Origin of the sequence: [Scytonema hofmanni] UTEX 2349 (assembly GCF_000582685.1) — a bacterium.
GTDB lineage: Bacteria > Cyanobacteriota > Cyanobacteriia > Cyanobacteriales > Nostocaceae > Hassallia > Hassallia hofmanni.
The window spans coordinates 875,502-889,843 of record NZ_KK073768.1; the positions used below are offsets into that span (position 1 = coordinate 875,502).

The window sequence follows — 14,342 nt, forward strand, 5'->3', positions numbered from 1 at the left end:
TCAGCAAAGTGGGCAGCAGGATACAGCAGTTTCAATTGTATCCTTTAATGAAAGGCTTGTAGAGAGCAATACCCTGTAAGGGTATCGCTATACGGACTAAGCCTGCGAAGGCAGGCTTAGTCCGTATAGCCTGCGAAGGCAGGCTTTGTTGTGGTAGCCCCAGGCTTCTAGCCTGCGGGCGTTTTTGCTGATGAATTGTACTATTGCTAACTCTAACCAATCATTTCATCGTTTGGTTCATCAAGCATTTCCGGTACTACACCAGGCATACCTCGAAGTTCTTCCTTTGGCAGTTCGCGCAACACATCTTCAATATTGGGCGGGTGTTTGATTTTGTCTAGTACCTCTGGACTTAATTCCGGCGCATCCCCCTCTGGATTCATCTTTTCAGCTTGATTAATATCTTTTTCCTGACTCATGAATATTGCCCTAAATATATAGGTCTCAGCTTAATCTCTGCTGTGATGGGATACACACTATCTTGGGACTTAAATTACCACTTCTTGAGCGCACAAGGCAAACGAACTAAACCTCGTCTACCTTGGTACAAATCCACAACCCGCTCACAAGACTTCGTATTTCGCGTCTCTACAACCATCAATTATTTCTTGACAGACTACTAGTACAGTACGACGGAAATAAACCACCCATTCCAAATCGCTAAAAAGTCTGCCCTATAAGCTTTTTGACTTTTGACTTTTGACTTTTGCCTTGCGGTACTAGTCCCCAGTCCCTAGCCCCGGCAAACGAAGGCAAAATGTGCTAGAATTGTAACAAATAATTGCCATTATTCAATAGTAATTTGGAATAATTCGGCGTTTACTGAATTACAAAAGCTAAAATCTGCCAATTTTGGAGTTTTTTAAGGTTATATGACTTATTCCCAGGATAGGATAATCGCAACCGATCTGCGGAACGAAATGTCCCGGTCTTATCTGGAATACGCGATGAGCGTAATTGTAGGTCGGGCGTTACCAGATGCCAGGGATGGTCTGAAACCTGTGCATCGCCGCATCCTTTATGCCATGCATGAGTTGGGGTTGACAGCAGACCGTCCGTTTAAAAAATGCGCCCGTGTAGTCGGGGAAGTGCTGGGTAAATATCATCCCCACGGCGACACGGCAGTGTATGATGCTTTGGTGCGGATGGCGCAAGATTTTTCCATGCGATCGCCTCTCGTCAACGGGCATGGTAACTTCGGTTCAGTAGACAACGACCCGCCAGCGGCAATGCGTTACACTGAATGTCGCTTGCAATCCTTAACCAGCGCCGCTTTACTGCAAGACATCGAATCGGAAACTGTAGACTTTATCGATAACTTCGACGGTTCCCAACAAGAACCGACAGTTTTACCCGCACGTATCCCCCAATTACTCCTCAACGGTTCTTCTGGAATTGCTGTAGGGATGGCAACTAACATCCCTCCCCACAACTTGGGCGAATTGATTGATGGTTTCGTAGCGCTGATTCACAACCCAGAAATCACTGATATTCAGTTGATGCAATATATCCACGGTCCCGACTTTCCTACGGGAGCTACTATTCTGGGAACGGCAGCGATAAAAGAAGCTTACACCACCGGACGCGGTTCGATAACCATGCGGGGCGTAGCTACAATTGAAACCGTAGAACAGCGCGGACGCCCGGATAGAGAAGCGATTATCATCACCGAATTGCCCTATCAAACCAATAAAGCGGCGCTAATTGAAAGAATCGCCGAAATGGTGAACGAAAAGCGCTTAGAGGGAATTGCAGATATTCGGGATGAAAGCGATCGCGATGGAATGCGAATCGTCATCGAACTCAAGCGCGATGCTTATCCCCGCGTCGTCTTGAACAATCTCTACAAACAAACGCCTTTGCAAGCCAACTTTGGCGCAAATATGTTGGCGTTGGTAAATGCTGAACCGCAAGTTCTTACCCTAAAACAGTTCTTAAGCGTCTTTTTAGATTTTCGCATCCAAGCAATTACTAGAAGAACACAATACGAACTGCGAAAAGCGGAAGAACGCGACCATCTCTTACAAGGGTTATTAATTGCCCTGTCACATTTAGATGCAATTATTAACTTAATTCGTCATGCACCAGATGCGCCCACAGCAAAAGGTGAATTAATCACAACTTACGGACTTTCAGAAGTGCAAGCGGACGCAATTTTGCAAATGCAACTGCGACGTTTAACAGCACTAGAAGCCGATAAAATTCGCCTAGAACACGACGATTTACAACATCAAATTGCCAACTTGCAAGATATATTGGCACGGCGGGAACGGATTTTAGAAATCATTGAAACTGAAATCAGCCAAATAAAAGCAACTCATGCCACACCTCGCCGCACGGTAATTTCATTAGGTGAAGGCGAATTAGATGACCTTGATTTGATCGCCAATGAAAAAGCGATTATTTTGATTACTAAACAAGGTTACATCAAACGAATGCCAGTCAACACCTTTGAAGCTCAAAATCGTGCTACCAGAGGTAAAGCCGCTGCCAAAGTTAAAGAGGATGACACCGTTGAGCATTTCTTGAGTTGCTGCGATCACGACAGTGTTTTATTTTTTAGCGATCGCGGAGTTGTTTACTCCGTCAAAGCATATCAAATTCCCGTCAGTTCCCGTACAAGTCGGGGTACACCAATTGTCCAAATGCTGCCGATTCCCAAAGAGGAAAAAATCACCTCCATCGTCCCCGTTTCCGAGTTTAGCAGCGATGAATATCTGGTAATGCTCACCAAAGGCGGAAACATCAAAAAAACCGCATTGGAAGCATTTAGCAACATTCGCGCTAACGGCTTAATCGCCATATCTCTCGAAGAAGGCGACCAACTCCGCTGGGTAGGACGCGCTAGAGTAGAAGACAGCATCATCATTGGTTCCCGTCTGGGTATGGCAATTCACTTTCGCTGTACCCAAGAGCAACTGCGTCCTCTAGGTAGGGCAACTCGTGGAGTCAAAGCCATGAAGTTGAAAAAAGGCGATGAACTGGTGGGTATGGCGATTTTACCTGCCGCAATTCTTGACACCTTGGATACGGTTACAGAGACAGAAGTTGACCTGAACGAGGATGTCGAAACAGAAGAAATCATCGTTGAAGAAGAATCACAAGAAATTCCCCCTAACGCCAGTGTTGGTCCTTGGGTGTTGGTAATTACAATGGGTGGATATGGCAAGCGCGTCCCAGTTGCTCAATTCCGCTTGCAAAATCGTGCCGGTCAAGGTTTAATGGCAACCAAATTCAAAAACCGCAAAACCAAAGACAAGTTAGCGACTTTGCAGATTGTCAACAGCGACGATGAAATCATGATGGTTACTAATCGCGGTATTATTATCCGACAAGCCACAAATGCCATTTCTATCCAATCGCGATCTGCCACTGGAGTGCGAGTGCAGCGGTTAGATGAAGATGACGCAATTACCGGAGTAGCGATCGTTCCTGCCGATACAGGTGAGATGACATCAGATACAGGTGATGTGGTATCAGATACAGTTGACGTGGCATCCGATATAAGTGATGTGGTATCCGATACAGATGATGTAACATCCGATACAGATGATGTGGCAGAGGTGGAATAAAACTCTAAAGGATGAAGACGCGATGTGCAACTTATTCTTGAAACCCCTCTCCAAACCTCTCCCCCACAGGGAGAGAGGCTTTGATTCCTGCTCCCCTTCCCTATTCCGGGAAGGGGTTGGGGGTAGAGAGTGCGAGAAAGTTGCACACACACGGCGTGATGAAGTGTCAGGAACCCTAGCCTAAAGGCATAGGGCTTGCATGAGAAATCATCAAGCCATTCTGACCAGCCTAAGTCTTAACTGACTACGTTTTTTGAGTTATGACACCGGAGAATGCGTTCGCGTAAGCGTGTCGCAAGACAAGCTAGTTTTCCGCTCTGTCGCTTGTGATTAAACAAAACTAAGGTCACTGGTTTAGTGTTACAAGCAAAACACAAGCTCTTAAAACATTGGCGAAGCTAACTTTACAAGAAAGGCAGAAGTTCGAGGGCAGAAGGCACTTATGTTAGGAGTATCAATTAAAACTTACTTTGTGGGTTTAAAGCCCAGTTGAAACAAATAATTATACTCAAGATGGCTTGCACGGACGGTATAAAACGTCCTTGTTTCAATCCCACTATGAGTAAGGGTGGGTTGCCTTCTGCCTTCTGCCTCCTGCCTTCTGCCTTCTGAACCCGAAAGGGAGGGACGAAAGTCCAAACATTATGCGTACAGGATTGCGATTTGAAATGGTAATTGTCCCATTGAAAGTTCAATTGCATTGGAACACCAAATTCAGCAATCCCAAGGCGGTAATGGAGCAAATATAAAGCAAGTACTAAAGGACGGGGTTTCTACCCAATTTTCTGATGAAGTATAAAATAAAAAAGCTGTTTTCAGTCTTTAACCTTTACACTTCATCCTTGTTAAGTGGTACTTTGATGGGGCTTACGGTTGCCCCATTCAACGTATGGTTCTTAGCTTGGATTGCCCTTGCCCCCCTGTGGGTATTAGTTATAGAAGAAAGTAAAAACTTACAAGGTAAAAGAAAGAATTTTCCCCTTTCCCCTTTATTGTGGGGTATAGGTTATCACGGTCTTGCTCTATACTGGATTACTGGAATTCATCCCATGACTTGGATGGGAGTTCCTTGGTTGGCAAGTTTAGGAATAGCCCTATTTTGTTGGACATTTATTACTTTGTGGGGCGCCGCTATAGTCGCTGTTTGGGCGATCGCTATGAGAATGATTTCCAGCGAAAATGGTTTTACTCGCGTTCTCATTGGTACAGCCATTTGGTGTGGGTTAGAAGCACTTTGGAGTCATGGCGCTTTGTGGTGGAGTTCTCTTTCTTACACTCAAAGTCCGTATAATCTGGTAATTTTACATTTAGGTCAGCTCTCAGGCTCAAGTGCGGTGACAGCAGCTATTGTAGCTGTGAATGGCTTGCTTGCAGAAGCGTGGATAACGAACCGCAGAGACGCAGAGAGCGCAGAGAGAATTTCCTTGGTGCCTCTGGGGTTCGTTAATAAATATTTAGCGATCGCCGCAGCACTATTAATCACTCTCCACGTTATCGGCTTTAGTTTATACAGTCGTCCCCTCGTGGAACCACCAGAAACCGCTTTAAAAGTAGGAATTATTCAGGGGAATGTCCCCAACGAAATCAAACTTTATCCTGAAGGTTTTCGTCGAGCGATCGAAGGTTATACTACTGGATATTTAACATTAGCAAATCAAGGTATAAATGCAGTTTTAACCCCAGAAGGAGCTTTACCTTTTTTCCTGCGTGATTTAAAGGAAACTTCCCTTATCTCAGCAATACGAGAAAAAGGTGTAGTTGCTTGGATTGGTGCTTTTGGAGAACGAGGACGCAGTTATACAAATAGCTTATTTACCTTTACTGGTAACGGAGAAATTTTCAGCCGTTACGATAAAGCAAAGTTAGTTCCTATTGGTGAGTATGTACCATTTGAGCAAATTTTAGGTGGTATTATTCAGCGTTTATCACCTTTAGATGAACACCAAGTTCCCGGCTCACCAAATCAAGTATTTAACACACCTTTTGGTCGTGCTATTGTTGGTATTTGTTACGAATCTGCTTTTTCTGAACAATTCCGCCGTCAAGCTGCCGCAGGTGGAGAATTTATACTTAGCCCTTCTAACGATGCCCATTACAGCGCTGCTATGCCAGCTCAACACCATGCCCAAGATATCATGCGGGCAATTGAAACTGATAGATGGGGAGTGCGGGCAACGAATACGGGATATTCAGCTTTTGTTGATCCTCACGGCAGAACTTTGTGGATATCTAGACATAATACCTACGAAACTCATGCGGAAACAATTTATCGGAGACAAACGCAGACTTTTTATGTACGTTGGGGTGATTGGTTGACACCATTATTATTAGGATTAGCCGCGTTAGCGTGGTTTGTAGAATCCATCCACAGAAATGTCCAAGCAAATAACCAGCCGAGTAAGAAGTAGCAAATAAACGCGCATACTAATCTTCCTTTATAGTGATGAAACAATTCATACTTATTAATTCTTATTCTGCTCCTGACTCCTGACTCCTGTCTCCTGTCTCCTTTCTCAACGAAAAAATTCGGACTTATGCAATCTTGTCTAATGAATTTGATAGGCTCTACAATTCAACGAAGATAAGCGAAGCAACTAACACGCGGATGGGACAATGCTTGACTTAATCAAAATCCAATCGATAGCGAGGTCTTATTCTCCTCAAGAACTCTTTGCTGCCTTGGTTTGGCAGCGTGAATTTAATCAGTTCGATGGTGAAGAGGTGATTAGTGACCTTTGTGAACACAGTGATTTATGGGCAAGCTTTCTGTTTACAAAACCAATTTTTACATCAGATGAAAATGGTTTAAGCTTTGGTGGTATGATCGATACCCTCTTGGCAATGGCAAATTATCGTCCCATGCCTGAGACTAGCATCATCCATTTCGTTGTTTATCCTGCGGATACGTTATACATCCTGACTGAGAACCAAGACACAAAGGTATCTCAGCTTTTAGACTTAGGTAAAAAGTGGCGTGCTGATTCAGTAGAAATAATTGATGGCACAAATGAGGACTACAGTTTTCGGCTGAAGCGCGGACTGAGAACTCGATTAGAGGGGGCATTATGGGGTAATGATGTTCAACACGACCATGATGCAGTCATTGTTTGTTATTGGTGGGATTGAATCTTAATAGTTGAGACAATCCATAATTAAATGCCATTTGTTGGCATCTTTCTTTGCTCTCAACCATTTTACGGATGTTTTCAGCAAAGTCTTTCTCAGTTCTGGTATCTCCGCATGTTGGATGGATAATTTGACATTCTTGTCGTTTAACTTTTCCGGGTCGTAATGGTAAGTCTTTATATAAACGCTCAATCTTGCTTAGTATCTCATATTATGGGTCTGTTACTTACCCCGCGCTGTACTAGTATATTATCAGCACAACTTCAAATTACCAAGCAAATTGGTAAAATTATGCCAAGAAAAGAACAAGGATGGATCACTTTTCAAACATCTGACGAGGAACGGAAAATTCTCGAAAAGTACTGTCAGGAGACTCAGCGCACTAAGACGGAGATTTTACGGGAACTAGTGCGGAGTTTAAATACCCTTTCCTCTCCACCATCAGCACAACTACCAACCAAGGAAAGACAGAAGAAAGATGCTGATACTCCACACATAGAAAATAGTACTCAAAAGAAACCTTTAAAAGTTAGCTCTCGCAATATTATTAAAGGTGTGGTCAAAGAAGTTATTCGCGCAGAAGTTAACAGTCAAGTGACGATAAAAGTAATAAACGAAATTGAGTTAACATCGGTTATTACCACAGCATCAGTAGATGATTTAGAACTATATGAGGGAACAGAAGCATATGCGTTGATTAAGTCCAGCGATATTGCGATCGCTAAGGATTGAAAAGCTGTTAATTTATTTGAATTTTTAATAATTAATAATTTAAATATTGCCAGGAAAATAAAGCTTTGTATTTCGTCGAAGTGATTGGTATACCGCTACAAAGCGACTTGCCGGTTGCTTGCAAGTCGCACCTGTATCTATTCTACAGCTATCATTACATCGGTTGATTTAATTACTACATAAGCTTCTTTGCCTTCTGCAAGCAAGAGCGTCTCTGCTGAATGTTTTGTAATTATTGCTGTTATTTCTACTCCAGGTGCTATTTCTAATACTACTTCAGTGTTAATAGAGCCTGGTTCAATTTTTGTCACAGTACCTTTGAGAGAATTACGTGCGCTAATTTTCATCTTTACCCTAATTTAAGTAAAATGTAACTTAGTAATCTTACCAAGAACTTTAATTTAATTGTTACTAATTAAAAATAATTAATAATTGCAACAATTAGTTAAGTTTTATGTCTGCTATTATACTAGAGGTGAATTTTATGTATAGCGATCGCCTGAACAATCCAAATGACTTAAGTCCTAAGTTTGAAGGGTTTTTTCTGGAGATGGCAATGCCACGACAAAAGCAGAGAGTCCAGGAAATCGTCACCGAAGCATTTGGTTTAGATGGGAATGTCAAGCAAATTGGTGACAATCTGACTGAATTTGAAGTCACCTTAAACAAAAAAGTTTTGTCAGTCAAAGAAGCTTGGGATAAGTCTTATAATCTGCGTTCTCAACCAGGAGTTGTGGATGCACAGCCACTTTTCGCTGTTCCTTTAAGCGATCGCGAAGACTTGAATCAAGAGCCTGAAGTCGGTATGGAGCGCACAATAAATAATCTTAACACTGATGTTGAGTGGAGTCTCAAGCAGATGCGTGTATTTGAGGCATGGAAACGCTTTTTCCCTGACCCGAAACGACCACCAGGGCACGGTGTTATTATCGGGCTACCGGATACAGGTTATACTGAACACCCGGAAATTATTACTAATATACTTGTAAAAAAAGGTTACGATTTTCTTAAGAACGACAAAGACCCTAAAGACGAACTCGAAGCACCCTCAACTGTATTGCTACCCGCTCCAAGTCACGGTACATACACATCCAGTCTGATGAGTAGTCCAAGAGGAAGACAAGGCAATTACCCAAGCGGAAAAGGAATGACGGGAGTAGCTCCCGGTGCGAAAATAATACCTTTACGAGTATGTTATTCAGTTATACTTTTGAGCGTACTTAATCTAGCTAAAGCGATCGAATATGCAGCAGATAATGGTGCTCATGTCCTCTCAATTAGCTTGGGCTGTGGTTTGTTCAACAAACGGCTGCGAAGTGCGATAACTTATGCTCAAAAACGAGGCTTAATTATAGTAGCAGCTGCTGGTAACTTTGTTCCTTACGTAGTTTGGCCCGCTGCCTATGAGGAAGTGATTGCTGTTACTGGCTGCGATGCACAAGGTAATATATGGAAGGGTTCAGCACGGGGACGGCAAGTTGATGTCACGGCTCCTTGTGATGGAGTTTGGTGTGCAAAAACTAAAAAGAAAAATGGTAAAATTGAATATGACGTTGAACCAGGTACTGGCACTTCTTTATGTACTCCCCAAGTCGCGGGTGTAGCGGCTTTATGGTTGTCATATCATGGAAGAGATCAACTCATTCAACGCTATGGAGCCGAAAAAATTCCTTTTATCTTTAATCAAATTTTGCGTGATAGTTGCGAAAAATTTCCGACATGGCAGCCGAATAAATTTGGTGAAGGAATTGTCAATGCAGAGAAAGTCCTTGCTGCACCATTACCTGATAATGTGACTCGTTCAATTATTGCACCAGCGCAAGCTTTACAACAACATCCAGCTATAGACAACGGAAGACTCGATACTTTCACGCATCTGTTTGAAAAGCAACTATTTGATAGTCAAGAAAAAGCTAATTTGAAAGTGGTTGAAGATAACAAGAAACTGCAAGCATCTCTTGCGGAACTATTGCAAACAACAGAAACTCAATTACCACAACGATTGAAAGAGGTGGGACAAGAGTTAGCTTTTTATTTTGCGACAAAAGAGGAACTTTATCAGCAATTAGCTGAAACTCTAAAGAGCGAAAAATCGAATCCGAATAAGTTGAAAACAAGAACTTTAACTGAGTCATCAAAACCAAAGAATTTGGATTCGGTGCGTGAGACATTGTTGCAGAATGTGTCTGAAGTTTTGAAGGCAAAATTGGGATGACACATTATATCATGTTTGATAAATCACACATGTTGTAGAGACGTAGCAATGCTACGTCTGTACGAGGGTTAATGAAATTAAGGTTAGTAAAAATTTGCATTCTTCTGATAACTTACTACAAAGTTTTAGCGATCGCATTACAATACCAGATATTCCTATATAATAAATAAATGTCCGAAAAAGGCAGCTAAATTACTTTGAAAGCCACAAATGAAAGAATTTCTTAAACAATGCTGCTAGATTTCCGACCGTTAGATGTCCGATTCCTAACTAGGCAAATCAATTAAGATAAATTGTGGCATATTTTCTCTACCTACGCTATTGATATAAAAAGTTGTTACGAGAATGGCTACCCCTTATGGCATTTGCCATAGGGAAAGTTATTCTCGTATATTTTGATAAACACGCTCAAGTTATTAAGTCGGTTGTGCAATCCCAAAAAGGCGAAAAAATAGACTTTAACAATGAATATCCGTGTCCCTGTCGTCGTCGGGGACGCTTAATTCCGATTACGTTAACAGATGCCTTTGGTTGCGATCGCTGTCAGCAAATTTTTGTAGTGCAAGATAATGGTATTGTGCTAGAGCAACTTTCTACTACCTATCCCTACAAGCGAGCTTGGCGCTGGACAGGTTCTAGTTGGCATGTTGTGCATCCTCGGTTTGGAGAAAGTTATCTGCCCATAGCGCTAAGTATCATTTTCGTGCTAGTCATTATATGGCTGCCATTAGCACTAAAATTAGCAAATGGTTCCAGCATTATTGCTTGGGCAATGGTGGCGGTGCTTTTGGCTATCTTACCCGCACTAATGGTCTGGCTAACCTACAGACGTTAACAATGGTGACAGTTGAAGTTTTTGACGATCGCCCCGAACCCATGAAAAGCGCCCTTCGCGCTTATCTAGCTTCCCTCAAATTAGGCACCACCAGAGGAGCCGATCGCAGTCGTGCTGTGTTGGCAATGGCACAGGCACTCAGCCGCTCCTTTGATGACATTCTAGAGGCAAATACCTTGGATCTAGAAGCAAGTCGGGAAATGGCGGTGCCTGAGTTGATTTTGGACTGGCTGAAGCTAACTCCACAGCGTTTAGAAACGACAGTAGAGATTTTGCAAAGGTTGGGGGAATTACCTGATCCGCTGCGACGAGTGAGAAACGCCGACTATCAACTCGAAGACTCGCAAACTTACTCGCAGTTAATGCCTTTGGGAGTGATTGCATTTATTTATGAGGCATTTCCCGATTTAGGAGCGATCGCAGCGGGTTTATGCATCAAAACAGGCAATAGTATCATTCTCAAAGGCGGAACTGAAGCTAGTCATTCTAACGCGGCGATCGCTAACGCTTTGCAAAGTGCGATCGCCGAAGTTGGTTTACCGTCAGGCTGTTTAGAATTAGTCAGCGCCGAACATGGAGCTTCAATTCGGGATTTAGTCAGTCAAGACCAATACCTGAATTTAGTCATTCCTTACGGTCGTTCTAGTTTAGTACAACAAGTAGTGCGACAGTCAACCGTTCCTGTATTAAAATCAGGAATGGGCAACTGTTACCTTTACTGGTCGTTGAATGGTAGTTTGGAAATGGTGCGTGGAGTAATTTTAGACAGCTATCAAAGCGAACCAGACCCAGTAAACGCCATAGAAAAGGTATTAATTCATCGCCAAGCTTTACCGTCATCTTTAGCAGTTTTGTGGAACAGCTTGAAAGAAAAAGGCTTTGAAATTAAAGCAGATGCCGAACTAGTAGAAGCCTTTCCGCAATTGCAGCTAGCTAAAGATAGCGAGTGGGGAAGCGCTTATTTAACTAAGACAGTAGCATTTAAATTGGTGGATAGTTTAGAAGTAGCGATCGCCTGGATTAATCAATACAGTAGCGGTCATGCCGATTGCATTGTTACCGAATCATATCAGGAAAGTCGCCAATTTGCCTTAGGAGTTAACAGCGCTTCTACCTACATTAATGCTTCCCCCCGCTTTTCTCGCAACCCCTCACGGGGAGATTCGGTATTTTTAGGAATGTCTAATCAAAAAGGTCATCGACGCGGTTTAATTAGTTTAGAAACTTTGACGACTGTCAAGCATATTGTGCAGGGAAATGGGCGATTTTAAAACTAACAAAAACGCCCCAACCTTCGTAGAGACGTTCCGCCGGAACGTCTCTACAATATGTATAATTGGCTTTCATCATAACTAAGTTAAAAGTAAATTCACAAAGCCGCATCAAAAATTTGCTGTGCGGTAAGGTTCAGTTGAGGAAAGGTTGGAGAAACGACTGGTGTATTGCCGCGAAACAATGTTCTTACATATTCCTCATCCACAAGTTCGCATACAAAAAGAGCAGATTGTTTGGGATTGCCGAGAAAATCACGTCCGCCTAACGCCGCATAGTCAGCTATCCAATATTCGGGAATGCCCATTTCTTCATAATCGGCAAATTTTTTGTGGTAGTCATCGCGCCAGTTTGTTGAGACAACTTCAATTAATAAAGGAATTGACGCTCCTTGAGTAACAGTTGACTCTTTTTCCCATAGCGGTTCATTGTGGAGATTATCAGAATTTACCAACAGAATATCTGGGAAGTACCCCGAATCTCTTTGAGGAGGTTTAACTAATGCAGTTTTGGGAAGTAAATAGGGAACTCCCATACTTCTAACTTGCACAGCTAGCTCTAACGTTAAAAAACTTGTAACTTTCTCGTGCTTCCCCGTTGGCTGCGACATTTCAACAATCACTCCATCATGTAGCTCGTAGCGCTTACCGTCGGGGAGCCACTCGATAAATTCTTCATAGGTTACAAGTTTAGATAAAGTTTGGGTCATAGCAACGCCTCCACATATATTTGACTTTACCAGTTCGTAGGCATTATTTATATCTGAAATTCCTGTAAAATCACTCAAACACAGGTGGCCATAATTCAGAAATTGCAACTTCCCAGCCAGGAAATAACTCAGCAATAGTTAACTTATCATTCCCCGTCAAAACTTCAATATCACCATTAGGACGATAAACACTTACAGTTAACTCATCTGGATTAATTAATATTCCTATCCTCGCGCCTAATTCCAAAAATAACTTGACTTTATTTTCTAATTTAGAAATTCTATCTGTTTTTGATTTTATCTCTACAACCAAATCAGGTACTAACTGACCAAAATCTCTAACAGTGCGTTTTAGTCTTTTTGCCGCTACAAAAGACACATCGGGAGCGCGTAAATCAGTATTTGGCATAATAAACCCACCACTTGAGTCAAATATCCGTCCAATTTTCCGAGGATTAATCCATAGTTTTAGTAAAAATATTAACTGAGCGCCGATTTCACTAGATTCGATGTCTGATGGACCCATAACTAGAAGATTTCCTTCTTGCAGTTCTATTTGGTAGTCCTGTTCATCGTCTTGTAGCTTTTGTTGTAGTCTTTCTACATCTTCAATAGTGAGACTCATATAACATATAGTTCACGATACAGTCATTTTAACCTTGTTTATAAAATTCAAAATTATATCATGTCTGTTTAATTAACAGTAATAAAAACATCATAACCCTCGTAGAGACGTTCCGCCGGAACGTCTCTACTATGATATTAGAGGTAATTTACTTCTTATTACAAGTGTAGTAAACCTTATCTCCAGTATCTGGGACAAAATGACAACTAATAGACGATCGCCATAATGAAACCCAAATTGGCACTTCAGTTTTGCGGTAGTAGTCACCCAAAATTGGTTTAATAGCCTCAGTAGCCTTTTTCAAATTGTAGTGAGGCATATTCAAGAAAATGTGGTGAGCTACATGAGTACCGATATCATGATGGATATGGTTAATAAAACCATAATCGCGGTCAACGGTAGAAATAGCACCTTTCAAAAAAGTCCAATTTTCACCACGATACCAAGGAATATCAGCTTCTGTGTGGTGCAAAAATGTCACCAAATCGAGCCACATGATAAACACAAGATAGGGTACAGCATAGTATTTTAACAACCACATCCAACCCCATTGGTAAGTTCCTAAAGCTAATAAACTCACCATGCAAATTAACCAGATACTGCTGGTAATGACATCCCATTTTTCTGAAGGTTTAAAAAGTGGGCTGTTGGGGTGAAAGTGAGAACCTTCTTTATTAGGACTCCGCTTAAATAAATACACCGGATAAGCCAATAGAAACACATAATATCGACCTAGCTTTTGATCCCAAGGCATCGCTTTGAAGTCTGATTCACTCACAGGATACCAGCTTTCATCATTTTCGAGACTGCCAGTATTTAAGTGGTGGGTTCTATGGCTAATTCGCCAACCATGATAAGGAACGAGTATCGGTGTGTGCGAAAGATGTCCGATTAAATCATTCAACCATTTCTTCTTAGAAAAAGATTGGTGTCCGCAGTCATGTCCAACTACAAACAAAGCCCAAAACATTGTTCCTTGCATTACCCAAAAAATCGGAAAGAAATACCAAGAGTCGAGGTAATGAGCTACTGCATAAAGCAGACCAATAATCAAGATGTCTTGAAAGAAATAATATAGTGATTTGCCAATATTAGGCTGAAAACATTCAGCGGGTATTGCAGCTTTCAAATCACCAAGGCTGAAGGGCAGGTTGGTTGTATCCTCTAATGATTCTGAGTTCTGAGGATTATCTAATTTAACGGTATCTAATTGCACTTAATTTTTTTGTTGGAAATGAACCGGACATTTTTGAACG

At 41.9% G+C, this 14,342-nt stretch carries 12 protein-coding genes; 7 read left to right on the forward strand and 5 right to left on the reverse strand.

Translation table 11 applies throughout. The features are described from left to right. Window positions 1-212 precede the first annotated feature (212 nt). Window positions 213-419, reverse strand: coding sequence for a hypothetical protein (locus TOL9009_RS0108885; protein ID WP_029632487.1), 207 nt, complete (start codon window positions 417-419; stop codon window positions 213-215). 453 nt (window positions 420-872) lie between these two features. Between TOL9009_RS0108885 and gyrA the strand changes: the two genes are divergently transcribed. The 4 genes from gyrA (at window position 873) to TOL9009_RS0108915 (ending at window position 7,430) form a co-directional block, all read left to right on the forward strand. Then, window positions 873-3,572 (forward strand): DNA topoisomerase (ATP-hydrolyzing) subunit A, encoded by a 2,700-nt coding sequence (gene gyrA, locus TOL9009_RS38645; RefSeq protein ID WP_084763154.1) that lies wholly within the window; start codon window positions 873-875, stop codon window positions 3,570-3,572. A gap of 788 nt (window positions 3,573-4,360) precedes the next feature. Then, a complete protein-coding gene (gene lnt / locus TOL9009_RS0108905; RefSeq protein ID WP_029632489.1) occupies window positions 4,361-5,980 on the forward strand; it encodes an apolipoprotein N-acyltransferase in 1,620 nt (539 codons plus the stop codon). Between the two features lie 205 nt (window positions 5,981-6,185). Further along, a complete protein-coding gene (locus TOL9009_RS0108910; RefSeq protein ID WP_029632490.1) occupies window positions 6,186-6,698 on the forward strand; it encodes a hypothetical protein in 513 nt (170 codons plus the stop codon). Window positions 6,699-6,989: 291 nt separating this feature from the next. Beyond that, on the forward strand, window positions 6,990-7,430 hold the full coding sequence (locus tag TOL9009_RS0108915; protein ID WP_029632491.1) for a TOBE domain-containing protein: 441 nt from the start codon (window positions 6,990-6,992) through the stop codon (window positions 7,428-7,430). 137 nt (window positions 7,431-7,567) lie between these two features. Here TOL9009_RS0108915 and TOL9009_RS0108920 read toward each other — a convergent pair whose 3' ends face one another. Then, complete coding sequence (locus TOL9009_RS0108920; protein ID WP_029632492.1) at window positions 7,568-7,777, reverse strand: TOBE domain-containing protein; 210 nt, start codon at window positions 7,775-7,777, stop codon at window positions 7,568-7,570. A 107-nt stretch (window positions 7,778-7,884) separates the two neighbouring features. Here TOL9009_RS0108920 and TOL9009_RS0108925 point away from each other — a divergent pair, with 107 nt between their 5' ends. The 3 genes from TOL9009_RS0108925 to TOL9009_RS0108935 all read left to right on the forward strand — a co-directional run bounded on the left by TOL9009_RS0108925 (window position 7,885) and on the right by TOL9009_RS0108935 (window position 11,751). Continuing rightward, window positions 7,885-9,645, forward strand: a complete 1,761-nt coding sequence (locus TOL9009_RS0108925; protein ID WP_242055285.1) for a S8 family peptidase — start codon at window positions 7,885-7,887, stop codon at window positions 9,643-9,645. A gap of 427 nt (window positions 9,646-10,072) precedes the next feature. Beyond that, a complete protein-coding gene (locus TOL9009_RS0108930) occupies window positions 10,073-10,480 on the forward strand; it encodes a hypothetical protein (protein WP_029632494.1) in 408 nt (135 codons plus the stop codon). Window positions 10,481-10,485: 5 nt separating this feature from the next. Continuing rightward, window positions 10,486-11,751, forward strand: a complete 1,266-nt coding sequence (locus tag TOL9009_RS0108935; RefSeq protein ID WP_029632495.1) for a glutamate-5-semialdehyde dehydrogenase — start codon at window positions 10,486-10,488, stop codon at window positions 11,749-11,751. Window positions 11,752-11,849: 98 nt separating this feature from the next. Here the strand turns inward: TOL9009_RS0108935 and TOL9009_RS0108940 are convergent, their stop codons facing one another. The 3 genes from TOL9009_RS0108940 to TOL9009_RS0108950 all read right to left on the reverse strand — a co-directional run bounded on the left by TOL9009_RS0108940 (window position 11,850) and on the right by TOL9009_RS0108950 (window position 14,302). Then, complete coding sequence (locus tag TOL9009_RS0108940) at window positions 11,850-12,461, reverse strand: Uma2 family endonuclease (RefSeq protein WP_029632496.1); 612 nt, start codon at window positions 12,459-12,461, stop codon at window positions 11,850-11,852. Between the two features lie 70 nt (window positions 12,462-12,531). Next, window positions 12,532-13,086: a Uma2 family endonuclease gene (locus TOL9009_RS0108945; protein WP_029632497.1), complete on the reverse strand. Its 555-nt coding sequence runs from the start codon at window positions 13,084-13,086 to the stop codon at window positions 12,532-12,534. A gap of 148 nt (window positions 13,087-13,234) precedes the next feature. Then, a complete protein-coding gene (locus TOL9009_RS0108950) occupies window positions 13,235-14,302 on the reverse strand; it encodes a fatty acid desaturase (protein WP_029632498.1) in 1,068 nt (355 codons plus the stop codon). Window positions 14,303-14,342 lie beyond the last annotated feature (40 nt).